Raw genomic sequence first — 23815 nt, 5'->3', positions numbered from 1 at the left:
ATGGACTGCTGCGGCGGAACGGACGAGCACGAAGACGACTGCACGGAAGTGACGGTCAAGGAAGGTATCGACGCGAAAACGGTCGAGGCCGCGAAGGCGCTCGAGTCCGAGAATTATTCCGCTGGCTTCTCCACCGCCATCGACATGGAGTTCTCGCCGAAGGGCCTGTCGGAAGACACGATCCGCTTCATCTCGGCCAAGAAGGAAGAACCGGAATGGCTGCTGGATTGGCGCCTTGCTGCCTATCGCCGCTGGCTGACCATGGAAGAGCCGACCTGGGCCAAGGTCCGGTACGAGCCGATCGATTATCAGGCCTATTATTACTACGCGGCCCCGAAGAGCGGCGCGAAGTATGAGTCCATCGATGATGTTCCGAAGGAAATCCTCGAGACCTACGAGAAACTCGGCATCCCGCTGCGAGAGGCCGAAGTGTTGCTGGGTGTGGAAGGCGCTGCCGAGACCGCGGCTGCTGCCCGTGAGGCCCCGCGCGTTGCCGTCGATGCCGTCTTCGATTCGGTTTCCGTCGCCACCACGTTCCGCAAGGAGCTGGAAAAGGCTGGCGTGATCTTCATGTCGATCTCCGAAGCCGTGCGCGAGCATCCGGAGCTGGTGAAGAAATATCTCGGCACTGTCGTTCCGCAGTCTGACAATTTCTTTGCCACGCTGAACAGCGCCGTGTTCTCGGACGGCACATTCGTCTATGTGCCGAAGGGCGTGCGGTGCCCGATGGAGCTGTCGACCTATTTTCGCATGAATGCGGAAAATACCGGTCAGTTCGAACGTACCCTGATCGTCTGCGACGAAGGTGCATATGTTTCCTATCTCGAAGGCTGTACCGCGCCGATGCGTGACGAGAACCAGCTCCACGCCGCCGTGGTGGAACTGGTCGCCCTCGACGATGCCGAAATCAAATATTCCACCGTCCAGAACTGGTGGCCCGGCGATGAAGATGGCAAGGGCGGCATCTACAATTTCGTGACCAAGCGCGGCGATTGCCGGGGCGCTCGCTCCAAGATCAGCTGGACCCAGGTCGAAACCGGCTCTGCCGTCACCTGGAAATACCCGTCCTGTATCCTGCGCGGCGACGACAGCGTGGGCGAGTTCTACTCCATCGCTGTCACCAATGGCCGCCAGCAGGCAGACACTGGCACCAAGATGATCCACCTCGGCAAGCGCACGAAGAGCCGGATCATTTCCAAGGGCATCAGCGCCGGTAAGTCTGACAACACGTATCGCGGCCTCGTCTCGATCAACAAGCGTGCCGAGAAGGCCCGCAACTTCACCCAGTGCGATAGCCTGCTGATCGGCGGCCGCTGCGGTGCCCACACGGTGCCTTATGTCGAGAATCGCCGCGCCGACGCACAGCTTGAGCATGAGGCGACGACGACCAAGCTCTCCGAAGACCAGCTCTTTTACGCCCGCCAGCGCGGTCTCGGCGAGGAGCAGGCGGTTGCCCTCCTGGTCAACGGCTTTGTCCGTGAAGTCCTGCAGGAACTGCCGATGGAGTTCGCCGTAGAGGCCCAGAAACTGCTGGAAGTGAGCCTCGAAGGCAGTGTCGGCTAGAACTGGCAGGCGAAATAGCTTTTCTGAACACCCCATTCCTGACCTAAGGGCTTTCCCTGAGGCCCGGTCGGTCCTACATCGGCCCCATGTTGAAGATTGAGAACCTGACCGCCACCGTGGGCGAGGCTGAAGAGGCCAAGCAGATTATCAACGGGCTGACCCTTGAGGTGCCCGCAGGTGAGGTGCACGCCATCATGGGTCCCAATGGCGCCGGCAAATCCACCCTGTCCTATGTGCTGACCGGCCGCAGCGGCTATGAAGTCACTGGCGGCAGCGTCACGCTGAACGGCGAAGACATCCTGTCTATGGAGCCGGAAGAGCGCGCCGCCAAAGGCATGTTCCTGTCCTTCCAGTACCCGGTCGAGATCCCCGGCGTGCCGGTGATGACCTTCGTGCGGACGGCCATGAATTCCCAGCGCAAGCTGCGCGGCGAGGACGAGATTTCCGCGCCAGACTTCATCAAGAAGTCCCGCGAAATTGCCAAACAGCTGAAACTGGATGCGGAGATGTTGAAGCGCCCGGTGAATGTCGGCTTCTCGGGCGGTGAGAAGAAGCGCCTCGAAATCTATCAGATGATGATGCTGGAGCCGAACTTCCTGATCCTCGACGAGACCGATTCAGGCCTCGACATCGACGCGCTGAAAACCGTGGCCGAAGGCGTGAACGCCATGCGCAGCCCGGAGCGCGGCATGCTGGTAATCACCCACTATCAGCGCCTGCTGGACTATATCAAACCGGACAAGGTGCACGTTCTGTCCGCCGGCCGCATCATCAAGACCGGCGGGGCGGACCTCGCCCACCGGCTGGAAGCCGAGGGCTATGAAGGCGTCGTGGGAGAAGCGGTGTGAGCACCGCGCTGCGCGACCTGATTGCCAACCCCAACGCGGCGGAGCTGGAGCTCATCGCGCGCTACGGCATGCTGCCGGAAGACGCGCGCCGCGAGCGAGCGTTTGAAGCCTTTGCCAAGGGCGGCTTGCCTCACCGTCGTGTGGAAGGCTGGCACTGGAGCGACTTCAAGGCGTCGCTTCCTGTGATCGAAACCCCGGCGCAGCCTGGTACCGCGCAAGACCCGCTGCCAGCAGACGACGCCGTGTTGTTTAGCTTCACGCCCACCGGCTTCACCTGGGCGGAGAGCCTGCCGGAAGGCATCCGCGTGCTGGCCAAACCGGAGGCGCAAGCCTTTGGCGCATCGGAAGACATGCCGCTTGGCGCGCTCGCCGCGGCTCTGGCTGGCGGCAAGACCAAACCTGGCACGCTGATGATTGAAGTGACCGGGCAGGACCTGCCGCGGCTCCATTTCCGTTTCTCCGGCGCTGGCGAAGCAAACTTTGCCCGCGTCCAGATTATCGTGCGGCCCGGAGCCAAGCTGGCCGTCAGCGAGTCCTATCTCGGCGGTGCGGGCTTCACGGCCTCGCTCATGGAATTCTCGCTGCAGGCGGGCGCGGAGTGTTCGCGCACTGTCTACCAGCGGACCGGGAAGGCAGAGGTTTTGGCGGCAACGGCTGCTGTCCAGCTCGATGAAGGCGCCGACTATCGTCAGACGACCTTGGCCTTTGGTGGCAAGCTCACGCGGCTGGAAACGCGCCTGACCCATCAGGAGACCGGCGCGAAGGCCACGCTGAACGCAGCCTATCTCTGCGCAGACGGCCATCATGCCGACATCACAACCGAAGTGCGCCATGGTGCGCCGTCCTGCGTGACGCGCCAGCTGACCAAGGGCGCGGTTTTGGACGGTGGGCGCGGTGTCTATCAGGGCAAGTTCTTCGTGCCGCGAAATGTCGGCCAGAAGACCGATGCCGACATGCAGCACAATGCGCTGCTGCTAGAGGAGGGCGCCGAAGTCTTCGCGAAGCCCGAACTCGAAATCTATGCCGATAACGTGGAATGCGCGCACGGCAACACGTCCGGTGCGCTCGATGCGAACCAGATGTTCTACATGCGCCAGCGTGGCATTGCCGAAGAAGAGGCGCGCGCCCTGCTGACCGAAGCCTTCATCGCCGAGGCGCTGGAAGAGGCGGGCGAGCTGGAAGACGTCCTGCGGGTGCAGGCGCGGGCATGGCTGGCACGATGAGTACGGTTCTGGATATCGACGCCATCCGGGCGGAATTCCCGATCTTGTCGCGGGAAGTGAACGGCTATCCGCTGGTCTATCTGGACAATGCGGCAAGTGCCCAGAAGCCGAATGCCGTGATCGATGCGGTCGCGAACCAGTCGCGTACCGCTTATGCCAATGTGCACCGCGGTATCCACACGCTGTCGAACGAGGCGACCGAAGCCTATGAGGCGGCGCGTGAATCCGCGCGGGCCTACCTCAACGCCCCCGGCCACGAGAACATCATCTTCACCAAGGGATCGACCGAGGGGATCAACCTGGTTGCCTCGGCGTTGGCGGGCGAGATCAAGCCCGGCGACGAGATCGTCCTGTCGGTGATGGAGCATCATTCGAACATCATCCCCTGGCACTTCCTGCGTGAACGCCACGGCGCGGTACTGCGCTGGGTCGGCCTGACCGATGATGGCGCGCTCGACATGGCCGAACTGGCGGAGGTTATCGGGCCGAAGACGAAATTCGTCGCCATGACACACATGTCGAACGTGCTGGGCACGGTGACCGACATGGCGGAAATCGTGCGGCTGGCGCATGACGCCGGTGCACAAGTGCTGGCTGATGGCAGCCAGGCCGCTGTGCACATCCCGGTGGATGTACAGGCGCTTGGTGTCGACTGGTATGTCATGACCGGCCACAAGCTGTACGGGCCAACGGGCATCGGTGTGCTCTATGGCACGGCGGAAGCGCTGGACCGGGCGCGACCGTATCAGGGCGGCGGGGAGATGATCGAGATCGTCACCCGCGACCGCGTCACCTACAATACGGCCCCGCACAAATTCGAGGCCGGCACCCCGCCAATCCTGGAAGCGATTGGCCTTGGTGCAGCCCTGGGCTGGATACGCAGTCATCCCTCAGAAGCAGTGCATGCACACGAGATGGTCCTGTACAGTCATGCCGTGGAGGGGCTGCGCGGCATCAACGGCCTCAGGATCCATGGCGAAGCGCCGGGCAAGGGTGCCGTGCTGACCTTCAGCCTCGAAGGCGCACATCCTCATGATATTGCTCAGATTTTGGACCGCTACGGCGTCGCGATCCGCGCAGGACATCATTGCGCCCAGCCGCTGATGGAACATCTCGGCGTCCCCTCGACAGCCCGCGCCTCCTTCGCCATCTACAACACCCTGGCCGAAGTCGATGCCTTCATAGAGGCGCTCGCCAAGGCCCGGAAAATGCTGGTATAGGTGGCTCATATGGCCGATGACATGACCTCCCGAGACGTGGACGCTGCCGCTGAAACTGCAGCGCCTTCAGCGATTCCACAGGATGAGCTGAACCAGATCACCGATGCGCTGATCGCTGCGTTCAAGACCGTGTTCGATCCGGAGATCCCGGTCGACATCTACGAACTTGGCCTGATCTACAAAGTCGACATCGATGATGACCGCAAGGTCGATATCGAAATGACACTTACTGCGCCCGGTTGCCCGGTGGCCGGCGAAATGCCGGGATGGGTGGAGAATGCCGCCCGCACCGTCGAAGGCGTGAAGGATGTCGAAGTCCAGCTGACCTTCGATCCGCCATGGGATCCGTCGCGCATGTCCGACGAAGCCCGCCTCGCGCTGAACATGCTTTGATTGAACGGGAAGGGGTGCGCCCCTATCTTTCCCTCATGGCCAGACGACCAAGACCCAAGCCCGTAAAGCTCTCAGACGCCGCTGCCGCGCGTGTGAAAGAGATCATGGAAGAACGCGGCGCAGGCTATCTGCGCGTCGGCGTGAAGAATGGCGGCTGTGCCGGCATGGAATACGTCATGGACTATGCCATGGCGCCGGAACCGCTGGACGAAGTGGTCGAAGACAATGGCGTCACCATCCTGATTGACGCCAAAGCTGTACTTTTCCTGCTAGGCAGTGAAGTCGATTTTGAAGTGACGCCGCTGCACGAGAAGTTTGTCTTCAACAATCCAAACCAGACAGATGCCTGTGGCTGTGGCGAGAGCGTGACGATCGTCCCTGCCGCTGAAGCGTAAAGCTGACCCACTGGGCAGGAGGTCTGCCTTGATCATTCAGGGCTTCGATCCGATAGCCGCGCCGGACGCTCAGCGTCTTATTCTTGGAAGTATGCCTGGCGTCGCGTCCCTGGAAGCAGGTCAGTACTATGCCCACGGCCGGAACGCGTTCTGGCCGATCATGGGTGAACTGTTCGGAGCAGGACCGGAAAAGCCCTATGCTGAGCGCCAGGCGATCCTTATGGAAAATGGCGTTGCAGTTTGGGATGTCCTGCAGCTTTGCCGGCGCGAAGGTAGCCTCGACGCGAACATCAAGGCCGAAGTGGCGAACGATTTTTCGGACTTCTTTGCCACTCATCCAAAGATCCGCCGTATCGCACTGAATGGCGGTAAGGCTGCGAAGAGTTTCGACAAATACGCCGCTGCATATTCACCCGCCGGCGCTGTATCGACAGCTGTGCCCTCCACGAGCCCGGCCTATGCTTCGATGACTTTCGAACGGAAATGCGAATTGTGGCGGGCGGCGCTGCTCGGACCGGTTGCCTAAGCCTTCTTGAAGGCCGCGAGATCGGACATCGTCGGGCTGGCTTCCATGCCCTTCGGCGGATCAGGGATCAGAGTGGCGCGTTTGACCGGCGTGCCGCGGCCTTCTGCGACCAGTTCAGCGGTCCGCTGTTCCACCACTTCAGTGAGGCGTTCCATGAATTCCTCTTTCGGCAAGTTCCAGGGGATAGGCTCGAGGAATTCGATGACCGCCGTGCCGGCACGTTTTTCCTTTTCCTGCTGCTGCCAGTATAGGCCGATATTGGTCGCGACCGGTACGACTGGTGCCTGCATGGCCTGCGCCATGTGCCAGACGCCGGGCTTGTAACGGAAGTGATAGTCGACCGGTGCCAGATGACCTTCGGGATAGATGAGAATGCGCCGGCCGTCCTGCTTGGCCCGTTCCATGCCTTCGCGCAGGGATGCCGCCTTGCGGTCCCCACCACCGCAGGTGTCGATTACAATGGCTCCCAGCTTGCGCAGGATACCGCCGACGAGCGGAAACTTCTCCAGATGGTCACCCGTCACGAAGGCGAGATTCTTGACCTCCGGGTACACAAGGTAGCCGTCCCCCCAGCTCTGGTGCTTTGATGCAAGGATAAATGCCCCTTCGGGGAGTTGGTCCCGGCCTCGCACTTCTTTGCGGATACCTGCCACCCACCGAAGGTTCAGGTTCATGGCGCGGGTATAGCTGCGGATGATCGCCCGAACTGGTGTGTGCCCTGGCAGAATGAGGAAGGGCACAGAGGTCAGAACGTAAAGGGCAGAAAGCAGGTAATAGACAAATGTAAACAGGGCTGCGCGCATGGCGAGTTTCCTTTTGTCTTGTGGCAATCGTGGGCGATTATTCTGATTTCAGCACGGCCACGACGGCGCGTGCCATAGCGTCAGCATGCTGAGCGAAAAGACCGGGCAACCGGTTGTAGATCTTGTTCTGACCGGCCTGCATCACCACACCGAGTGCCATCGCCGCTTTCAGCGCAGGGTCCCCTTTTGGGATCATGCCTTCATTCATCAATCCGTCGATGATGCGTTCTGTAATGGAGACGGGATCGTCCTCGCGCTTTTTATCGTAGGGAAGGTACCGGTTGAGTGAGACAAGGTGGAAAGAGAACAGAAGGAAGTCTTCATCCGCCAGTTCACAATAGGCTTTCACGGCTGCGTGCACTTTGTCTTCCAGCGTGCCGTCCCCGGAGAGGGCTTCTTGCATCATCTGGCCCAGGCGATTGTGGGTTTCCATGAACAGACTGAGGGCCAGCTGGTCCTTGCCTTTGTAGTGCCGGTACAGCGCTCCTTCCGACACGCCGGCCTTTTCAGCGATCTCTCGCGTTGTTGCGGCATCCACCCCCTCATGGACGAAGAGTTTCAACGCCGCGCGCTCGATTTTTGGCCGCGCATTACGCGCCCGCGTTTTCTTGGCAGTGGTATTGGTCGCCGCGATATTTCTTGTCATAGAAGGCTCCGTGCTCACTTAAACAGATAGCACGAAATGCAATATATGCAAGTGAATGCTCACTTATATTTTGGTGTTGAGACCAGAACGCCTATCCGGAAATCGATAGTGATTTGATTATGGGAGCTATGTCTGGCTTTCTTTTGGAAGATACCGGAGAAGCCCCATGCGAAAAATACTCGTCTTACCGGCGCTTGCTGTGACTGCCTGTTTGGCTTTAACCGTCGAGGCCGGTCAATCCACGCCGGCGCCAGCCGCTAACCCACCGCCGCCATGCAGTGACGCGGTTTATCACCAGTTCGATTTCTGGATTGGGGACTGGAACGTTTACGACCAGGCCGGAAATCTCGCGGGCACGAATTCGATCCAGCCAGCGGAGCATGGTTGTCTCCTGATTGAGCACTGGACCAATAGCGGGGGCGGTACCGGACAAAGCTACAATTTCTTCGATCCCGGTACCGGGAAATGGCGCCAGATCTGGGTGAATGCAGGCGGTATAATCGACTATTCCGGCGGGCCGACCGATACCGGATCCATGCTGCTGGAGGGAGAGATCCGCAATCGTGGTGGAGTCGGCGTGGCGCCATTCACGGGGGAGTGGACTCTGAATGCAGATGGCTCAGTCACACAGCACTTCCGGCAAAAAGACACCGAAACGGGCAAATGGTCTGACTGGTTTGTCGGGCGTTATGTGCGCAAGGACGAGGAAGCCGATCAGCCCTGAAGATCGATGCGATAGCTTTCGATCACAGTGTTCGCGAGGAGTTTCTCGCACATCTCTTTGACGCGGGTATTTGCGTCTGCCTCGCTGAGCCCATCTTCGAGGTCGAGTTCAATGACCTTGCCGATGCGGGCGCCTTCCACTTCCTTGTACCCCATACGTGCCAGCGTATCGGCAACTGCCTTGCCTTGAGGGTCCAGCACGCCGTTCTTCAGGGCAACATGCACAATGGCTTTCATCCGATGGTCTCCTGGCGGGGTGCGAGTCGCGCCTCATCTAGCGCAATTGCCCGGCGATTGGAATATTTTCGGCAGTAACAGGGTAGTCCGGTTTACTTGCCGCTGTTGAAGCTGACGACGTTGTCGGTTTCTCCGGATTCCCGGATAATTCCGAGGCGGCGCGCGACTTCTGCATAGGCTTCTGTTACCCCGCCGAGGTCGCGGCGGAAGCGGTCCTTGTCCAGCTTGTCGTCTGTTTCGAAGTCCCACAAGCGGCAGGAATCTGGGCTGATCTCGTCGGCCAGCAGAATGCGCGGGATCTCCGCATCGCCCTCGAAATAGCGGCCGAATTCCAGCTTGAAGTCGATCAGGCGGATACCCACGGCTGCGAACAGGCCTGACATGAAATCATTCACGCGCAGGGCGAGGGAAACCAGATCGTCATATTCCTGAGGGCCGGCCCAGCCGAAGGCGGCGATGTGTTCCTCTGTCACCAGCGGATCATGCAGCGCATCGTCCTTGTAGTAGAACTCGACGATCGGACGAGGCAGGACCTGGCCTTCTTCAATGCCGAGACGCTTGGCCAGAGAGCCCGCAGCCACATTGCGCACCACAACCTCCAGGGGGATGATCTCGACCTTCTTGATCAGCTGCTCACGCATATTGAGGCGGCGGATGAAGTGGGTCGGAATGCCAACGCCAGCCAGGCGGGTCATCATGAACTCGCTGATGCGGTTGTTCAGAACGCCTTTGCCATCCAGAACAGCGCGCTTCTGGGCGTCAAAAGCCGTCGTATCATCCTTGAAATACTGAATAAGGGTGCCTGGCTCCGGACCCTCATAGAGAATCTTGGCCTTGCCTTCATAAACGACACGCCGTTTGTTCATGGATAAACCCCTTTCATGAGCCCCTGTAATGGGGCCGGGACGGTCTCACTGGACAGGAATCGCCGCAGCCCCTCCGCTAGCGGCTCCTGTTACGCCAATCCGTCGCGGGAAACAATTATTGCACACACCTTGCCGAGGACTCTATATCCCGCCAAGGTCTAGTTATTGGAAAGGTCCTGTGATGAGCACATTCAACGATCGGGAGCGCGCGGAAGAAGCGCGGTTTGCGCTCACCGAGGAACAACAGTTCAAGGTCATGAACCGGCGGAACAAGCTGCTCGGCTTGTGGGCCGCGGGTGTCATGGGCATGGGGGAAGACGACGCAGAAGCCTATGCGAAAACGGTCGTACTGTCGGACCTCGAAGAAGCAGGCGACGAGGATGTTTTCCGCAAGGTTCGTGCAGACCTCGACAAGGCCAAGACGGGCACCAGCGATGCGGAGATCCGCGAGCAAATGGCGGTCTTGCTTCCGGAAGCCCGTTCGCAGGTCATCGACGAATAATAGAGTATCTTTATTGTATTCAAACAAAGCGGCGCTGCTCCGGTGGAGTGGCGCCGTTTTATGGATGTCTCATTCGCCGGCTGCCGGGAATTGCGTGCCGGGCTGGAAAATATCAGCACAGCGGCGAGTATTCTCGCCAAGCGGCGTGTAGGAGATGCAGGAATAGTAAGCTGAACCGCGGTCACCGAAGTCCGGAGCGCCGTGCCATTGCTGCAGTTCTTTCTTTCCGGTCCAATTGCTCACGAACAGTCGCCCGGCATTCTTGGGCAAATGCGGATCGTTCACCGGCGTCTGGTAGATCAGCTTCCCATCGACATACCAGCTGATGCCTTCAGGTTTCCAGTCGAAAGCATAGAGGTGATCCTGCTGGGAAGCGTCAAACGGCAATTTGATCCGCGCGCTGTTGCCGGTTTTGCCTTTATGGAAGTAGTTCAGCTCAACGATGCTGGTGTCTTTCCCGACGAATTCGATATCGATCTCGTCATGCGGGTTGCCAAAATAGGGGCCGGTGTAGGTGAAAAAAGCTGACACAAGCCCGGATCCCTTTGCCGGGCGCATGATCGTTTCATAGCGACCGTAACCATAGGTGCCGAGTACCGAGACCTCTGCCAGTCCGTACGGCTTTTTCGGATTTCCCGTCGCTGTGACGTCCAGACGGAGCCCGTCAGGACCAGACACCACATTTTCGCGAACCCAGTCGCCGCCCTGGAAACTGTCGTCATTGCTATGCTCGGAAATGTAAAATCGCTCTGCTGGCAGGCCGTTTCCGAGAATGGAAATGAACGCGCCATCTGACTTCAGCATCGGTGCATCAGGCTGCAGAGTGTAGGGACCTTCCCGGCGTGCAGGAATTTTCTGATGTGTGTTTACCGAGCGGTTGGGGATCCAGGGGACCACGGGGGCCATGTCGGCGACCCGCGGGGCAGCAGCCCGGTTGGTGGGTGACTCGGGAGGTTCCGACGGGTGTCGAAGAGCCGAAAAAATGGCGACGCAAAGGGCAAAAGCCACCACAACCGCAGCCACGACGGCCCGGGGTTGCCAGTCCTGTAAGAAGTTCTTCAGGCTGCGATCTGTAGTGTCTGTTGGCATTCGATGGTCCGATCTCAATTCGGGCCATCGCAAGAAACGGGCCATTAACCCTGTTTCAGAGCCGCCATATTGCGCATCATGAACAGCGGAATGGAGCCTGCCGGAGTGATGGCCCAATCAAGCGGTTGATCGTGCGGTTCAGCAGGAACATCGTCGATCTGCTGGGCGGCATAAGCTACCGCACAGGCAAATGCCCGGCCTTCGGATCTTAACGTTTGCAGCGCCTGATCGTAGTGGCCTTTACCATAGCCGAGGCGATTGCCCTTCGCATCGAACGCCAGCAATGGGGTCAGGATAAGCGTTGGGTGGGCTTCAGGAGCATCCTCCGTGGGTTCGCTTAAGCCGAACGGGCGTCGCTCCAGCGGTTCGCCAAAGCTCCACAGGCGCCATGAAATCCCGCCTTTCGGCAACATCCGAGGCAGGCACAGTTCAGCCCCTGCGTCAGCCAGCCGCTTCATCAGCGGCATAGGGTCCAGTTCCTCATTGATCGGGACATAGCCGGAAACGACCGGACCGTAGCGCTGCAGCAATTTCATCGGAAACAGGTCAGCGATTTTCTCTGCAGCGTCGGGATCGCGCGCAGCGGCTTCGGCGCGAATGGTGCGCATTCGGTGTCGTAGTTGGATCTTATCGGGCGGAGCTGAGGTCATGCAGCCAGCCTTAGAGAGGTCCGGCCAGGGCGTCACGCCCTCTTAAACGCAAAGGCTGCGGGAAATGTGCACAAGAACCGCAACCGCCGCAGGGCATATTCACTCCCGTCAACCTAGAGACTAGGTGGGCGCCGGATGAGACGGGGCCACGGCCCCATCCAGATTGCCAGCTCCCTGACGGAAAGTAAGGTCGCCGGAGATCAGTCCCTTCGCGCACGCCGCAGCCCTTGTGCAAGATCAGATGTAGGCGTGAACGCGCTCGATTGTAAGCGGGATTATTCTGAAGCGACTGCAATGTCGAAGGCGAGCAGGAGCGTGCGCTGCTGTGGATTGAAATTATCGTCGGAGATAATCCAGACCCGGGCCATACCGTCTCCAAGGTCCATGACGGTGATGCCTTCGTAATTGTCGACAGCCAGCGGGCGGGTGAGAACGATCTCCCTGTCGCCGTTCCGCCAGTGCAACACATTGCGATTGCCGCGGATGGGATCGTAGCTGCGGAATAGCCAGAAGGTCTCGTCCTCGCCGTCAATTTGAACAGTATCAAACCCGACAAAGGCGTAACCGGCCGGATTGGGCGCGACTTCGTCTGTCCAGCCAGCTTCCTGGAGGTTTGCCACCGCGCCGATAGGCGAATGACCGTTCTCCACTGTCTCGTACCCGAACAGGATATTGCCTTCTGGAGTGACTGTGAGGGCTTCAGCACCGCGATTCTCATCGACGAGGCGGTCTGCATATGTGTCCGGCAACGGGCTGATGGAGGCCTCGACCGCGGCCGCCCCGCAGCGATCCAGGTCAAATGCCGAGATGCGATGGGTGCGCTCAAAACTGACTATGGCAAGACCATTCCGGACCGCCAGACCCTCAGCATCCCCCAATGACTTGCCTTGGAGCAGATTACCGTCTGCTCCCAGCATGTAGGCAAGCTGACCGTTACCGTTGGGTGTGTCGTTCTCAAGGTTGATCCAGACAAACGCACCATCATCGGCAACCGCGAGCAGGTTGCCGTCGCCGTCGAGTGCGAGATCGGAAAGGCCGCCAAAGCTCGCATTATCCGACGTCAGTGCCCATCCACCAGCATACGATACATCATCGGAAAGTCGCTTGGCGATCTCGTCTTCAGGCCCAAGTTCGATTGGACTGGCGGAAATCCTGATCGGGGCTGGAGTCGAATAGCCAGTTCCTGCCGGGCAGGAAGCCTCGGAAAGGCGCTCTGCGACCGTGTCCAGACTCCAGGCTGAGTCTGCGTCTGGCATGGCGACCCTGGGCGCCTCCGGCATGTCCGGCGTACCGGTGCAGGTTGCGAGCAGAAGCAGGGTGGCAAAGTGAATTGAGCGGCGCAGCATCGGGACCTCGGTTTCAAGGGAGCGTCTGCCTGTGCCTTGCGGCAAAAACGTGAAGGCTTCGCGAAGAAGTCTGGATTTCAAATGCGAACCCATTCAGGAGTTGGATATGACGCAGATTCCTCTTGCCCGCCGCTCACCCGTTCAGCCGGACGCCTGTAATCTCGCAAAGGCGATTGATGTGGTCGGGGACCGATGGACGTTGCTGATCCTGCGTGCCGCACTTTATGGAGTGCGCCGGTTCGACGACTTTCAGGCCGAACTTGCCTGTCCGCGCACAGTCTTGTCTGGCCGGCTAAAAAAGCTGGTCGAAGACGGCCTGTTGACGAAACGAACTTATAAATCGCCGGGAAAACGCTCCCGTCCGGAATATGTCCTGTCTCCCATGGGTTTGTCTTTGCGACCGATTCTTATCGGCTTGACCCAGTGGGGCGATGCCTGGCTTGGTCAGGGGGAAACGCCGCCAATCAGTTTCACAAAAGCAGGCTCCAAATCAGCGATCCGCGCTGCTTTTGTGGATATTGAAGGGAGAGAAGTGCGCCCCGATCAGATCCGCCCCGTCCTTCGCGGATGATTTGTGCAGTGGCGCCGAAATTCGGCCTTGCAAAGCCGTGCGCTATGCGCTTAATCACGCCTCTCGGCAGCCCCGGTTGCCGCATACCCTATCAGGACGCGGGCGTAGCTCAGGGGTAGAGCACAACCTTGCCAAGGTTGGGGTCGTGAGTTCGAATCTCATCGCCCGCTCCAATTTAATCTCAGAAAGAGTTAAGGCATTTCCGCCTGTGGCGGTTGGTCATCCAGCCGCTGCCGGGCAAGGATCGAAGCCTCGCCAAAAGTGCCCCAGCCGAAACGGACATGCCTGCCCCATGGCTCTTCTGCATTTTACGGCTGGTGATGGATTAACGGCCTATGCAGACTCTGTCGTCAGGATAGAGCAATAATAAAAGCTTCCTATCGAGCATCAGTGTGAGGAACGGCGCAATGTCGGCTTTGCCCACTCCAGAACATTCGGACACGAGTGCAGCTGAAGTCAGCCAGCACGTTGTCGCTGGATTTGTCGAACAGTCGATGGTCCCGACCATGGCGTTGGACAGGGATTTGCGCTTTGTTTTTGCAAATGCGGCATACTGCAAATCGTTCAGCGTTTTGAAAGAGCAGCTGATCGGCAGGAATGTGTTCGATGTGTTCGATGTGGCTCCGGAGGTCGAGGCATCTTTCCGGAAGAATTGGATACTTTCCTTCCAGGGAAAGAGAACGCGTTCCGAAGTTCAGAAGTCCATTGTCAAAGGGCGGGACGGTACCAGTCGTCCAATACACTGGCAGTCCACTCAGGAACCATTCTATGGATCCGATGGGCAGGTTCAGTATGTTGTCCAGCGTGTGGAGAACATCACCCACCTGGTTGAACTCCAGCAAAGTCATGATGTCATGACAGCTGAGCTGGACCATCGGGTGAAGAATTTTGTCTCTGTTATCCTTGCAACGGCCCGGATCACAAGTGCTTCGGCAACGTCAGTAGAGCAGTTCACGGATGATTTCTGCAGCCGCATTGATTCAATGGCAAGAATCTATTCGCGCATGTCATCTTCGGGATTGAAGGGCCTGCAGTTGAGGAGCTTGTTTGAAGACGAACTGGCTCAAATTTCGAGTCAGAAAGCTATCCGATACAATCTGAAGGGAGAAGATGTTCAGCTTACGCTGAAGTCAACCAGGGATGGCGGCATGGTCATCCATGAATTCGTCACCAATGCGCTGAAACATGGTTGCTTTTCTCAACCGGAAGGCCAGCTGGATGTGGAATGGAGCGTATCGGGAAACCTGCTTCGGGTCCTGTGGGTCGAATCAGGCCTGACCGGGGTCAAACCGCCCAAAAGAGTTGGGTTTGGTACGCGCCTGACAGAAATGTTGCCCAATGCGAAAGTGACACGCGACTACAAGGATACCGGGCTGACGATCGAGTATACCGTGCCGATCGAACTCGTCATCGAGGAAGCGGAAGTGGACGATAACTGGCCGGCAGAAAGCTAGCTCGCCGCTTTGGTCAGAAGGGCCTGGCTGATAACCGTTTTCACGTGATCGGCCCGGAATGGCTTGGGGATGAGAAAAGCAGGCTCATTGGCGCGGCCTGAGAGTAGGCGTTCCGGAAAGGCGGTGATAACGATGCTGGGAGCTTTGTGGAACTTTATGATCTCGTCCATTGCGTCCAGGCCGGATGAACCATCTGCAAGCTGAATATCAACCAGCATAAGACCCGGACTGGTCGCACGAGCTTCTCTGACCGCTTCTTCCCGTGTGGTTGCCCGGGCGACCATGTTGTGGCCCAGGCTTTCAATGATCTCCTTCAGCTGGAAGGCAATCATCGCTTCATCTTCAATGATCAGAACGTCCGTTGCCAGCGAAGAAGCAAGGTCTCGTTCGGCCTCTTTCAGAATGTTCGTCAGGTCTTCTGGCCCGATTTTAAGAATCATTTCCACAGCGCCCGATTCCAGCTGCTCGACGGCAGTCAGAAACAGCGCGCGACGGGACAGTGATGACAGACTCTGAAAAGCAGGAATAGACTCAGTCGGCGTGGGCAACTGGGCTGGGTCTGCGAGGATTGAATCAAGTAGCGCAAACAGGTCGATTCGATCTTTTGGAAGTGGTGCATCTGATGGCTGCGGCTTCAGGACATACTCCTGAAGCATGGCTTCGACGCACAGATCTCCTGTCACTTGGTCGCCTGTCATCGCCCGGGAATAACGGCGCAGATAAGGCAATTCCTTGGTAACGAGTTCGTATAACACGCAGCGGCCTTCTTGGATTAGGATTATATCTTGTAGATTCCATAGAATAACAAAATGGCAATAAAACCGTTTAGCTATCCTGTCGTGACGAAACACGGTCGTTTATGAACGCATTCTTAACCCCATAAGGGCACCTTTTAGGTCATTGTTGGGCAAATGAGCGATTGGGTACGTTCATGAGTCCTAGGTGAAGCACTGTGGGGACATTCTATTGGGGTATCTGGCGAGGTCGCGGGTGGCGACAATCGAGCCGTTCAAGCGCACGGCACCATCACTAGCAAGACAGAGGGTATTGGAAGGAGCAATTGGCGACGCGCTGCGAGCAAACTTCAAGCCTGTATTGGATGAACCTCTGCCTGAGCGTCTGAAGGAAATGATCGAAAAGTTGCGTATAGAGGAACAACAAAAGAAAGGCCGTTGATTGTGACCAAAGTGTCTCCGGTTTGTCAGGAAGAACTGCCGGGTTCCGAAAATGAATGGTCGTTCGTTGATGAACTTGAGCGGCTGATTCCGGAGTTGCGGGCCTTTGCCCGGAGTTTGTGTCGTGAGCGCGAACTCGCGGATGATCTTGTTCAGGATACGTGTTTGAAAGCCTGGCAAGCGATCGATTCTTTCGAGCCGGGTGCGCCGATGCGGCCATGGCTGTTCCGAATTCTTCGAAACGAATTTTATCAGTATTCCCGGCGTTCATGGCGTTCAGCGCCGCTCGAACAGGAAGTTGCTGAAAATACGCTGGTGGCGCCAGCCGATCTGGATGCCAGGATAGATTTCAAGGTTCTGCAGGCAGCCATGTCCGATCTGCCGGATGTGCAGCGCGAGGCGCTGATTCTCGTCGTCGCGGCCGGTTATACCTATGAAGAAGCGGGTGAGATCTGCAACTGCTCGCCAGGCACGATCAAAAGCCGGGTCAGCCGGGCCCGCGAAGCGGTCGTGTTCAAAATGCAGAGAGCAGATACAGGTCAAATCGGAGGCTCGACGCGGGACGATAGCCGCACAGCCAACGGCCATATCGATTTGATAACCGATATCGAAGCGCTTGCGCGGGGCATGTTCAGCGCCGCCTGACGTAGATGTCAGTTTATATTTTCTGTTCCTTCGAACTGGTCGAAGGCCTGATCGGCGCGCGCCAGCCGTTCGCGTGCACGGTCCCGGATATGTTTCACCGTCTCAGTTGGTGGCAGCAGACCCGCTTCCGCAGCTGCGTCCTTGAGCGACGCATAGGCGCGGGACTGTCTGGAACTCGGGGCGCTTGTCCGCCGGCCGAACAGGGAGAACCTGATTGCCATAACCCAATCTCCTTGCATCCCTGCAAAACACGCCGATGGCATGGTTCGCTGGGTGAGCGGGCCGCTTTCTCGGAAATGCCCGGGGCTGTCGCGCCGCCCAGCTGCTCCTATGGAGCTTATGAAGAATTATTACCGCGAATACGCCTGTTTGACGAATTATATTTTCCTTAGACTCGCCAGAAGGGTGATCTAAAGACGCTTTTGTTGCGCTGCACAAAAAGTCCGCTAGCGGCGTCGTCCCGTCGGATTATCTGGGGTAATCTCGTCGGAATTCGGCAGGCGAACATTGCCGACCGAGCCGAAGATCTGCTCCCAAAGGCCCAGTTCGCGTCCACGAGTCGGGGTTTCACGCGAAGCGTAATTAATCACCTGGCCATCTTCTGCGCTGTATTCGAGAACTTCTTCAACCTTGTCGTCGGTTCCGAACGCGATGGCTGTAATTTTCCGGGTTTTCACCTTGGGGCGATAGAACGCGATCCGCTCCTGAAGTTCGGACATGTAGATCCAGGTGTTGTCGTCGAAGAGGCTCTTGGTCGACGGGGAGCCGAGCTGTGCCAGCACGGTCGAGCGCGTGTCTTCGCCGGGTTGGATGTCACCGGGCTGCGCCTCGTCAGCGACATAGCCATGGTAGTCGCGGCTGGGCGTCAGGCACGCAGTCAGCGGAAGGGCCAGAAGGCCTACGGCCAGAATTGCGCGTCGCGCCATCGGCAAACTCCTGATAGTGGTCCGCGTCAGACCTAGCGGTAGCGATACGGCTTTGGCAAGCGCATCAGTGCAGGAGAATACCTTTGGCAGGCATCTGGAACCCGTTTCGGAACGCTAACGCACAAAAGCGACGGGCCGATACACTGTATCGAGGCCTGATGGGCGCTGCGCTCTCTCCGGAAGCTTATGCAGCAGGCGTCGTGCCGGATGACATGGATCATCGCGTCCAGATGGTTGGTCTCCACGCCGCTGTGCTTGTCTGGCAGTTGACCAGGAGACCGGAAAAAGTGCTGCAACGGCTACCGCATTTGATTCACGCTCGTGTTTTCGACGGGTTTGACGCGTCTTTGCGGGAAACCGGGGTCGGCGACGCGTCAATTGCCCGGAAAGTTCGCAAGCTGGGCGAGCATTATTACGGTCTCGGCACCTCAACCGCAGATGCTCTTTCCCGGCCAACCATTGAGCGCGCTGGTGCACTTGAAGAGGTCCTGAAGCGGAATGGTGTTGCAACTGCTGGGCGTGAAGCGGAGCTTTCACAATATCTGGTAGCAGTCGCCAAAGCGTTCGAGACAGCCACTTCAGACGCCTTTTTGTCTGGCACGGCTCCTTGGCAGACCTTCCCTGCGACAAGCAGACCCGGCGTTGCCAAGGTCTGAGGCGCGCCTTAAACAGCGCGAACGGCTCTCAGCAGGGCCTGAATCCGGAAGGCACCATGACTCGCGGAACGATCCTGTCAGTTGATGCAATGGGCGGGGACCACGCACCGGGCGTGATCGTCGATGGCGTTGCAGTATTCCTGAAGGAGCGTCCTGATTCCCGCGTCCTGCTGTTTGGTGACGAGCCTTCCCTGACCCCGCTGGTGGCCGCGCATGCCGGGCTTTCGGCCCGTTGCGAAATTGTCCACTGCGAGCACAAGATCACCAGCGACATGAAGCCAAGCCAGGCGCTGCGCCGTGGCAAAGGCTCCTCCATGTGGAATGCGCTGGAAGCCGTGAAAGAAGGCCGTGCGAACGCCTCTGTCTCTGCAGGGAATACCGGCGCGCTTATGGCCATCTCGATGCTTGTCTTGCGCAAGATGGATGGCGTGCACCGACCAGCCATGACAGCCATGTGGCCAACCCTCGCTGGACGCTCAGTCGTTCTGGATGTCGGTGCGAATGTTGAGGCAGATGCCGCACAGCTGGTCTCGTTTGCGATCATGGGCGAGGCATACGCCCGTGCGACCTTGGGCAAGGAGCGTCCGACGATCGGCCTGCTGAACATTGGCTCAGAAGAAATGAAGGGGCATGACGAAGTGCGCCAGGCCCACGAGATCCTGCGGACTTCCGGTCTGGACCTCGATTATCGGGGCTTCGTCGAGGGCGATGATATCTCCATGGGCGCTGTCGACGTGGTTGTGACTGACGGCTTCACAGGAAATGTGGCCCTGAAAACGGGTGAGGGGGTGGCCCGTATGCTGGGCACTCGAGTGCGGGAGGCCCTGACGAAAAGCCTCGCGACGAAGGCAGGGGCGGTGCTTGCTTCTTCAGGCCTGAAACAGCTCCGTGAGCAGATGAACCCCAGCAATGCCAATGGCGGTGTCCTGCTCGGCCTGGGCGGTGTCTCCGTCAAGAGCCATGGCGGCACAGACGCGCAGGGCTTTGCCACGGCATGCCGACTGGCAGCAGACCTTGCGACAAGTCACTATCCGGAAGAGGTTGCTGCAAATCTCGCGCGTATCCAGAAGAAAGGGGCGGCGGCTGGCTGAGTGAGCCACCCCAAAGAAGGAAACAAGATGGCACGGCGTAGTTTCATCCGCGGGACAGGTGGTTATCTTCCCGAAAAAGTTCTGACGAATGACGATCTGTCGGCAATGGTCGACACATCCGATGAATGGATTCAGGAGCGCACAGGCATCAAACGCCGCCATGTTGCTGCCGAAGGTGAACTGACATCGGATATCGCGACAGCTGCAGCCCGGTCTGCGCTGGAGGCGGCCGGCGTGCCGGTCTCCGATGTCGATCTCATCGTGCTGGCGACGACAACTCCGGACCAGACCTTTCCGGCCACCGCGACGGCCGTCCAGGCCAAGCTTGGCATGACGGGCGGCGCCGCTTTCGATGTCCAGGCTGTTTGCTCTGGCTTCCTGTTTGCGCTGGCAACGGCGGATTCCATGTTGAGGCAGGGGCTCTTCAATACAGCGATTGTCATTGGCGCGGAAACGTTCACGCGCATTCTCGATTGGTCGGACCGTGGCACCTGCGTCTTGTTCGGGGATGGCGGCGGCGCGGCTGTGTTGCAGGCTGAAGAGTGGACGGGTGACAACCTCGCTGGCGTGATCACGCACCACATCCGGACCGACGGCACGAAATCAGATCTTCTTTATGTCGACGGCGGTGTCAGCTCCACCGGCACGATCGGACATGTGCGCATGGAAGGGAACCGTGTGTTCCGGCACGCCGTGACCAATATCTCGTCCGCCATTCAGGCCATCTATGATGAGACCGGCCTGACAGGCGATGACATCGACTGGTTCGTGCCGCACCAGGCCAACAAGCGGATTCTCGATGGCGTCGCAAAGAAGATGAACATCGCCGAAGAGAAGGTGATCGTCACTGTCCAGGAGCACGCCAATACATCGGCAGCGTCCATCCCGCTGGCGCTGAACCATGCGGTTCGTTCCGGCCGGGCGAAAAAGGGCGACCTGATCCTGTCAGAGGCGATGGGTGGTGGCTTTTCCTGGGGCGCTAGCCTGTTCCGCCTTTAAATTCAGGCGACAAGCTCCATTATTTCACGGATATTAGCTGACGGATGCGCTAGTAATCCGTTAACAATCCTTGGCTATATCTTAACCAGATCGGGAGAATCCCATGTCCAACCAGACCATCACCCGCGCCGAAGTGACCGACAAGATCGTCAGCGAAGTCGGTCTGACCCGGCAGGAATCGTCGGATCTGCTCGACCGGACGCTGGATATGATCGGCGCGGCGCTGGAGCATGAAGACGAAGTGAAGCTCTCCCGGTTCGGCAATTTCGTGGTGCGGTCCAAGGCCGCCCGCGAGGGCCGCAATCCGAAAACCGGGGAGGAGGCCACGATCGCTGCACGGCGCGTTGTCACCTTCCGCCCGTCGCCGATGCTGAAGGCGCAGGTCGACAATAATTAGATATCCAGGAAGGAACAGACATGAGCGCCAGCCGGGCCCGAATCGAAAAATCCGCGACCGCATTCCGGTCCATCGGAGAAGCAGCTTCGGAACTCGGCATCGAGACGCATGTCATCCGCTACTGGGAAAGCAAGTTTCCGCGTGAAGTCCGCCCTGTGAAGCGCCCCGACGGGCGGCGCATGTTTCGTCCACAGGACGTTGACGCACTACGCGCCATCCAGATCCTGGTGCATGAGCGCGGCATGACTCTGAAGGGCGCCAAGTCACTGATTGCGGAACAGGGCATGTCTGCCGTGCTGAATGGAGAGGCTACGCTTGGTGCAGGTGCACCTGTCGGCAGCAGCCCGGCGCGGGACCTTCAGGAGAGCGTCGCGAAGGCGTTCACAGAAGACGCTGCAAAAGGCCTGACGGACGATCGCCGTGCTCGTCTGGAAGGGGCTCTGACGGAATTGACCGACATCAAATCCCGCATCGACGCAGCGCTCGGGCGGCGCGCAGCCTGAACCCACATAATTCATTGCACACACCGGGCGGCTTGGTTACAAGCCGCTCTCGTCGGAGCGTGGCGCAGTCCGGTTAGCGCACTAGTCTGGGGGACTAGGGGTCGTGGGTTCGAATCCCGCCGCTCCGACCATTTCTCCGTCGTGCGGAGAAATGGTCGTCACTCCGAAAGCCTTATTTCTTGGACAAATCCACGTCTTCAATCTGGCCGACTGCGGCGAGGGCAAAGGCGTATTCCGTGGCGACTTCTTTCAGGCCTTCGAAGCGGCCTGAGGCGCCGCCATGGCCCGCTTCCATGTTGATCTTGAGGAAGTACGGTCCGCCTTCCGGCGCATCGTGACGGAGCTTTGCCGCCCACTTGGTCGGTTCCCAATAGGTCACGCGCGGGTCCGAAAGGCCACCGGTGATGAACATCGCCGGATAGTTCTGGGCCTTCACATTGTCATACGGGCTGTAGGTGGCGATCTGGTCGTAGTCTTCGGCGCTGATCAGCGGGTTGCCCCATTCCGGCCATTCCGGCGGCGTCAGCGGCAGGCTCTCGTCAGACATGGTGTTGATCACGTCCACGAACGGCACTGCGGCGATCATGCCAACGAACAGTTCCGGGTCCATGTTGGCGACAGCGCCCATGAGCAGGCCGCCAGCGGAGCCGCCCATCGCCACGACCTTGTCCGGCGCCGAATATCCATTGTCGACCAGGTAGTGTCCGGCTGCGATGAAGTCCTTGAACGTGTTGGTCTTCTTCTCGAGCTTCCCGTCCAGGTACCACTGATAGCCCTTCGCCATGCTGCCGCGCGGATGCACGATGGCGTAGACGAAGCCGCGATCGACGAGACTCAGGCGGCTTGTCCGGAAGTCCGCCGGGATGGTGATACCGTAGGAGCCGTAGCCATAGAGCAGCATCGGCGCGGTGCCGTCGATCGGCGTGTCTTTGCGGTGCAGCAGGGTGACGGGCACTTCCACGCCGTCCCAGCTGGGCGCCATGACGCGTTCGGCGACATAGTCGTCGGGATTGTGGCCCGATGGCACTTCCCGCGTCTTGCGAAGGATGCGCTCGCGCGTGTTCAGGTCGTAGTCGTAGACCTGGTCCGGTGTGGTGGGCGAGGCGTACTCAAACCGCAGCATCGGCACGTCGTAGTCGTAGCCAGAGTCGAGCCCGAGATCGTAGGCGGCTTCATCGAAGCTGATCTCATGCTCTGCGCCATCGCCGCGGGCCCGTACGACGATCCGGGGCAGGCCGTTCTCGCGCTCCATGCGTGAGAGGTAATCCTGCTGAGACTGCAGGCCGAGAATCAATGTGCCGGGCCGGTGGGCAATGACTTCTTCCCAATGATCACGCGAACTGGCTTCGAATGGCGCGCGCATGACCTTGAAGTCGACGGCCCCGCCTGAATTCGTGGTAATGTAGAATTGGTCATCCCAGACGACGACCGAATACTCCACGCCGTTTTCACGGGGAGCAATGGTGTGCAGCGTCGGGGCGTGCTCGCTCGCATCGAACCAGTGCCACTCAGATGTCGTGTGGTTCGAGGACGTCACGAAGATCTTCTCGCGATTGGCGGACTTGGAAACGCCAACGAAGAAGCCGGGATCCTTTTCCTCATAGATCAGCGTGTCTTCGCCGGTTTCGAGGTCGCGCTCGTAGACGGCGTCGGGCCGGGCGTTCTCGTCGCGGTGCACCCAGAAGATGGACTTGCCGTCCTCACTCCACTCGAACGAGCCGTAGCTGTCCGAAATCGGTTCTGCCGCTGCTTCGCCAGTTTCGATATTGGTGATCGTGACTGTGTAGAATTCGCTGCCCTGTGTATCGAGCGCGTAGGCGATCACGCTATGATCCGGTGAGGTATCGATGCTGCCGAACGAGAAATAGTCAGTGCCTTCCGCCATCTTGTCGCCGTCGAGCAGAATGGTCTCTTCGGCATCCGGAGTGAAGGCATCGGCGGCGTCCTTCCGGGCGATGATCGGATATTCGCCGCCTTCGCGGTAACGGGAATAATAGGCGTATGGGCCGTCAATCTCCGGAACGGTGGAGTCGTCTTCCTTGATCCGGCCTTTCATTTCCTGGAACAGGGTTTCCCGCAGTTCCGCGGTCGGTTCCTCGAAGTTTGTCTTTGTGTAGGCGTTTTCAGCTTCAAGGTACTCGCGGATGTCTGCGCGCAGGACGGACGGGTCGCGCATTACTTCCTGCCAGGCGTCATCCTTCATCCAGTGATACGGATCCACACGCGTGCGGCCGACCTGGGTGATTTCGAAATCCACCCGCTTTGCCACTGGGGCTGCCGGCGCGGTATCGGGCGCTTCGGCAGCCGGTGCAGCGGCGAGGTCAGTTTTCTCGTTCATTGTACATCCTGAGAGAAGGGCTGCTGCGGC

At 58.9% G+C, this 23815-nt stretch carries 29 protein-coding genes and 2 tRNA genes; 20 read left to right on the top strand and 11 right to left on the bottom strand.

Annotated features, from left to right (window positions below):
• The 7 genes from sufB (at position 1) to HY17_RS03730 (ending at position 6168) form a co-directional block, all read left to right on the top strand.
• Positions 1-1563, top strand: coding sequence for a Fe-S cluster assembly protein SufB (sufB, locus tag HY17_RS03760; RefSeq protein WP_051599636.1), 1563 nt, complete (start codon positions 1-3; stop codon positions 1561-1563).
• Between the two features lie 86 nt (positions 1564-1649).
• Complete coding sequence (gene sufC, locus HY17_RS03755) at positions 1650-2411, top strand: Fe-S cluster assembly ATPase SufC (RefSeq protein ID WP_034762860.1); 762 nt, start codon at positions 1650-1652, stop codon at positions 2409-2411.
• Positions 2408-3634, top strand: coding sequence for a SufD family Fe-S cluster assembly protein (locus HY17_RS03750; RefSeq protein ID WP_034762858.1), 1227 nt, complete (start codon positions 2408-2410; stop codon positions 3632-3634). Before sufC ends, HY17_RS03750 begins: the two co-directional genes overlap by 4 nt.
• Complete coding sequence (locus tag HY17_RS03745) at positions 3619-4854, top strand: cysteine desulfurase (RefSeq protein WP_051599635.1); 1236 nt, start codon at positions 3619-3621, stop codon at positions 4852-4854. The genes HY17_RS03750 and HY17_RS03745 overlap by 16 nt, the downstream gene beginning before the upstream one ends.
• A gap of 9 nt (positions 4855-4863) precedes the next feature.
• Positions 4864-5247, top strand: a complete 384-nt coding sequence (locus HY17_RS03740) for an SUF system Fe-S cluster assembly protein (RefSeq protein ID WP_034762856.1) — start codon at positions 4864-4866, stop codon at positions 5245-5247.
• A gap of 35 nt (positions 5248-5282) precedes the next feature.
• Entirely contained in the window at positions 5283-5642 is a 360-nt protein-coding gene (locus HY17_RS03735) for an iron-sulfur cluster assembly accessory protein (RefSeq protein WP_034762854.1), read from the top strand.
• 28 nt (positions 5643-5670) lie between these two features.
• Positions 5671-6168: a DNA-deoxyinosine glycosylase gene (locus tag HY17_RS03730; RefSeq protein ID WP_034762852.1), complete on the top strand. Its 498-nt coding sequence runs from the start codon at positions 5671-5673 to the stop codon at positions 6166-6168.
• Here the strand turns inward: HY17_RS03730 and HY17_RS03725 are convergent.
• The gene (locus tag HY17_RS03725; RefSeq protein WP_034762850.1) at positions 6165-6971 is read right to left on the bottom strand and encodes a 1-acyl-sn-glycerol-3-phosphate acyltransferase; all 807 of its coding nucleotides are present in this window, start codon (positions 6969-6971) and stop codon (positions 6165-6167) included. The genes HY17_RS03730 and HY17_RS03725 overlap by 4 nt on opposite strands.
• 37 nt (positions 6972-7008) lie before the next feature.
• Positions 7009-7617, bottom strand: coding sequence for a TetR/AcrR family transcriptional regulator (locus HY17_RS03720; RefSeq protein WP_051599632.1), 609 nt, complete (start codon positions 7615-7617; stop codon positions 7009-7011).
• Positions 7618-7783: 166 nt separating this feature from the next.
• On the opposite strand from HY17_RS03720, the gene HY17_RS19155 reads away from it, so the two are divergent.
• Positions 7784-8341: a hypothetical protein gene (locus HY17_RS19155; RefSeq protein WP_051599631.1), complete on the top strand. Its 558-nt coding sequence runs from the start codon at positions 7784-7786 to the stop codon at positions 8339-8341.
• Here the strand turns inward: HY17_RS19155 and purS are convergent.
• A complete protein-coding gene (gene purS, locus HY17_RS03710; RefSeq protein WP_034762847.1) occupies positions 8332-8577 on the bottom strand; it encodes a phosphoribosylformylglycinamidine synthase subunit PurS in 246 nt (81 codons plus the stop codon). The genes HY17_RS19155 and purS overlap by 10 nt on opposite strands.
• A 92-nt stretch (positions 8578-8669) precedes the next feature.
• A complete protein-coding gene (purC, locus tag HY17_RS03705) occupies positions 8670-9443 on the bottom strand; it encodes a phosphoribosylaminoimidazolesuccinocarboxamide synthase (RefSeq protein WP_034762844.1) in 774 nt (257 codons plus the stop codon).
• Between the two features lie 181 nt (positions 9444-9624).
• On the opposite strand from purC, the gene HY17_RS03700 reads away from it, so the two are divergent.
• On the top strand, positions 9625-9945 hold the full coding sequence (locus tag HY17_RS03700) for a DUF1476 domain-containing protein (RefSeq protein ID WP_034762840.1): 321 nt from the start codon (positions 9625-9627) through the stop codon (positions 9943-9945).
• Between the two features lie 69 nt (positions 9946-10014).
• Here HY17_RS03700 and HY17_RS03695 read toward each other — a convergent pair whose 3' ends face one another.
• The 3 genes from HY17_RS03695 to HY17_RS03685 all read right to left on the bottom strand — a co-directional run bounded on the left by HY17_RS03695 (position 10015) and on the right by HY17_RS03685 (position 13030).
• Positions 10015-10749 (bottom strand): family 16 glycosylhydrolase, encoded by a 735-nt coding sequence (locus HY17_RS03695; protein WP_051599629.1) that lies wholly within the window; start codon positions 10747-10749, stop codon positions 10015-10017.
• A 329-nt stretch (positions 10750-11078) separates the two neighbouring features.
• A complete protein-coding gene (locus HY17_RS03690) occupies positions 11079-11684 on the bottom strand; it encodes a 5-formyltetrahydrofolate cyclo-ligase (protein ID WP_034762838.1) in 606 nt (201 codons plus the stop codon).
• Between the two features lie 275 nt (positions 11685-11959).
• The gene (locus tag HY17_RS03685) at positions 11960-13030 is read right to left on the bottom strand and encodes an esterase-like activity of phytase family protein (RefSeq protein WP_158531426.1); all 1071 of its coding nucleotides are present in this window, start codon (positions 13028-13030) and stop codon (positions 11960-11962) included.
• A 106-nt stretch (positions 13031-13136) separates the two neighbouring features.
• On the opposite strand from HY17_RS03685, the gene HY17_RS03680 reads away from it, so the two are divergent.
• The 3 genes from HY17_RS03680 to HY17_RS03670 all read left to right on the top strand — a co-directional run bounded on the left by HY17_RS03680 (position 13137) and on the right by HY17_RS03670 (position 15055).
• Positions 13137-13601, top strand: coding sequence for a helix-turn-helix domain-containing protein (locus tag HY17_RS03680; protein ID WP_034762832.1), 465 nt, complete (start codon positions 13137-13139; stop codon positions 13599-13601).
• Positions 13602-13699: 98 nt separating this feature from the next.
• Positions 13700-13774: transfer RNA gene (locus HY17_RS03675), tRNA-Gly, on the top strand.
• Between the two features lie 234 nt (positions 13775-14008).
• Positions 14009-15055, top strand: a complete 1047-nt coding sequence (locus tag HY17_RS03670; RefSeq protein WP_034762830.1) for a sensor histidine kinase — start codon at positions 14009-14011, stop codon at positions 15053-15055.
• On the opposite strand, the gene HY17_RS03665 is transcribed toward HY17_RS03670, so the two are convergent.
• Complete coding sequence (locus tag HY17_RS03665) at positions 15052-15810, bottom strand: PhyR family response regulator anti-anti-sigma factor (protein WP_034762829.1); 759 nt, start codon at positions 15808-15810, stop codon at positions 15052-15054. The two genes, HY17_RS03670 and HY17_RS03665, sit on opposite strands and share 4 nt — an antisense overlap.
• 235 nt (positions 15811-16045) lie before the next feature.
• On the opposite strand from HY17_RS03665, the gene HY17_RS20155 reads away from it, so the two are divergent.
• Complete coding sequence (locus HY17_RS20155) at positions 16046-16231, top strand: NepR family anti-sigma factor (protein ID WP_139068735.1); 186 nt, start codon at positions 16046-16048, stop codon at positions 16229-16231.
• A gap of 2 nt (positions 16232-16233) precedes the next feature.
• Positions 16234-16875, top strand: a complete 642-nt coding sequence (locus HY17_RS03660) for a sigma-70 family RNA polymerase sigma factor (RefSeq protein WP_065382678.1) — start codon at positions 16234-16236, stop codon at positions 16873-16875.
• Between the two features lie 8 nt (positions 16876-16883).
• On the opposite strand, the gene HY17_RS03655 is transcribed toward HY17_RS03660, so the two are convergent.
• A complete protein-coding gene (locus tag HY17_RS03655; protein WP_034762826.1) occupies positions 16884-17096 on the bottom strand; it encodes a hypothetical protein in 213 nt (70 codons plus the stop codon).
• 225 nt (positions 17097-17321) lie between these two features.
• Positions 17322-17801, bottom strand: a complete 480-nt coding sequence (locus HY17_RS03650; RefSeq protein WP_034762824.1) for an outer membrane protein assembly factor BamE — start codon at positions 17799-17801, stop codon at positions 17322-17324.
• 83 nt (positions 17802-17884) lie between these two features.
• On the opposite strand from HY17_RS03650, the gene HY17_RS03645 reads away from it, so the two are divergent.
• From HY17_RS03645 to HY17_RS03620, 6 genes are all read left to right on the top strand, one after another.
• Positions 17885-18457 (top strand): ubiquinol-cytochrome C chaperone family protein, encoded by a 573-nt coding sequence (locus HY17_RS03645; RefSeq protein ID WP_139068734.1) that lies wholly within the window; start codon positions 17885-17887, stop codon positions 18455-18457.
• Between the two features lie 56 nt (positions 18458-18513).
• Positions 18514-19548 carry a phosphate acyltransferase PlsX gene (plsX, locus tag HY17_RS03640; RefSeq protein ID WP_034762818.1) on the top strand — a complete coding sequence of 345 codons (1035 nt, stop codon included), beginning with the start codon at positions 18514-18516 and terminating at the stop codon, positions 19546-19548.
• Positions 19549-19575: 27 nt separating this feature from the next.
• Entirely contained in the window at positions 19576-20547 is a 972-nt protein-coding gene (locus HY17_RS03635) for a beta-ketoacyl-ACP synthase III (protein WP_034762816.1), read from the top strand.
• A gap of 103 nt (positions 20548-20650) precedes the next feature.
• Positions 20651-20944, top strand: coding sequence for an integration host factor subunit alpha (locus tag HY17_RS03630; protein ID WP_034762814.1), 294 nt, complete (start codon positions 20651-20653; stop codon positions 20942-20944).
• A 20-nt stretch (positions 20945-20964) separates the two neighbouring features.
• A complete protein-coding gene (locus HY17_RS03625; RefSeq protein WP_034762812.1) occupies positions 20965-21447 on the top strand; it encodes a MerR family transcriptional regulator in 483 nt (160 codons plus the stop codon).
• A 53-nt stretch (positions 21448-21500) separates the two neighbouring features.
• Positions 21501-21578 (top strand) — tRNA-Pro (locus HY17_RS03620).
• A gap of 41 nt (positions 21579-21619) precedes the next feature.
• On the opposite strand, the gene HY17_RS03615 is transcribed toward HY17_RS03620, so the two are convergent.
• The gene (locus tag HY17_RS03615; protein ID WP_034762810.1) at positions 21620-23785 is read right to left on the bottom strand and encodes a S9 family peptidase; all 2166 of its coding nucleotides are present in this window, start codon (positions 23783-23785) and stop codon (positions 21620-21622) included.
• Positions 23786-23815 lie beyond the last annotated feature (30 nt).

The sequence above is a fragment of the Hyphomonas sp. CY54-11-8 genome, assembly GCF_000682735.1.
Classification (GTDB): Bacteria; Pseudomonadota; Alphaproteobacteria; order Caulobacterales; family Hyphomonadaceae; genus Hyphomonas.
The sequence above is the reverse complement of the archived record's forward strand: the minus strand, read 5'-3'. Positions and strand labels throughout refer to the sequence as shown.

Bases quoted from the DNA above. Each gene is read 5' to 3' on its own strand.
- sufB (WP_051599636.1), top strand. From the start codon at position 1: ATGGACTGCTGCGGCGGAACGGACGAGCACGAAGACGACTGCACGGAA.
- sufC (WP_034762860.1), top strand. From the start codon at position 1,650: ATGTTGAAGATTGAGAACCTGACCGCCACCGTGGGCGAGGCTGAAGAG.
- HY17_RS03745 (WP_051599635.1), top strand. From the start codon at position 3,619: ATGGCTGGCACGATGAGTACGGTTCTGGATATCGACGCCATCCGGGCG.
- HY17_RS03740 (WP_034762856.1), top strand. From the start codon at position 4,864: ATGGCCGATGACATGACCTCCCGAGACGTGGACGCTGCCGCTGAAACT.
- HY17_RS03735 (WP_034762854.1), top strand. From the start codon at position 5,283: ATGGCCAGACGACCAAGACCCAAGCCCGTAAAGCTCTCAGACGCCGCT.
- HY17_RS03725 (WP_034762850.1), bottom strand. From the start codon at position 6,971: ATGCGCGCAGCCCTGTTTACATTTGTCTATTACCTGCTTTCTGCCCTT.
- HY17_RS03720 (WP_051599632.1), bottom strand. From the start codon at position 7,617: ATGACAAGAAATATCGCGGCGACCAATACCACTGCCAAGAAAACGCGG.
- HY17_RS19155 (WP_051599631.1), top strand. From the start codon at position 7,784: ATGCGAAAAATACTCGTCTTACCGGCGCTTGCTGTGACTGCCTGTTTG.
- purS (WP_034762847.1), bottom strand. From the start codon at position 8,577: ATGAAAGCCATTGTGCATGTTGCCCTGAAGAACGGCGTGCTGGACCCT.
- purC (WP_034762844.1), bottom strand. From the start codon at position 9,443: ATGAACAAACGGCGTGTCGTTTATGAAGGCAAGGCCAAGATTCTCTAT.
- HY17_RS03700 (WP_034762840.1), top strand. From the start codon at position 9,625: ATGAGCACATTCAACGATCGGGAGCGCGCGGAAGAAGCGCGGTTTGCG.
- HY17_RS03695 (WP_051599629.1), bottom strand. From the start codon at position 10,749: ATGCTGAAGTCAGATGGCGCGTTCATTTCCATTCTCGGAAACGGCCTG.
- HY17_RS03690 (WP_034762838.1), bottom strand. From the start codon at position 11,684: ATGACCTCAGCTCCGCCCGATAAGATCCAACTACGACACCGAATGCGC.
- HY17_RS03685 (WP_158531426.1), bottom strand. From the start codon at position 13,030: ATGCTGCGCCGCTCAATTCACTTTGCCACCCTGCTTCTGCTCGCAACC.
- HY17_RS03680 (WP_034762832.1), top strand. From the start codon at position 13,137: ATGACGCAGATTCCTCTTGCCCGCCGCTCACCCGTTCAGCCGGACGCC.
- HY17_RS03670 (WP_034762830.1), top strand. From the start codon at position 14,009: ATGTCGGCTTTGCCCACTCCAGAACATTCGGACACGAGTGCAGCTGAA.
- HY17_RS03655 (WP_034762826.1), bottom strand. From the start codon at position 17,096: ATGGCAATCAGGTTCTCCCTGTTCGGCCGGCGGACAAGCGCCCCGAGT.
- HY17_RS03650 (WP_034762824.1), bottom strand. From the start codon at position 17,801: ATGGCGCGACGCGCAATTCTGGCCGTAGGCCTTCTGGCCCTTCCGCTG.
- plsX (WP_034762818.1), top strand. From the start codon at position 18,514: ATGACTCGCGGAACGATCCTGTCAGTTGATGCAATGGGCGGGGACCAC.
- HY17_RS03635 (WP_034762816.1), top strand. From the start codon at position 19,576: ATGGCACGGCGTAGTTTCATCCGCGGGACAGGTGGTTATCTTCCCGAA.
- HY17_RS03630 (WP_034762814.1), top strand. From the start codon at position 20,651: ATGTCCAACCAGACCATCACCCGCGCCGAAGTGACCGACAAGATCGTC.
- HY17_RS03625 (WP_034762812.1), top strand. From the start codon at position 20,965: ATGAGCGCCAGCCGGGCCCGAATCGAAAAATCCGCGACCGCATTCCGG.
- HY17_RS03615 (WP_034762810.1), bottom strand. From the start codon at position 23,785: ATGAACGAGAAAACTGACCTCGCCGCTGCACCGGCTGCCGAAGCGCCC.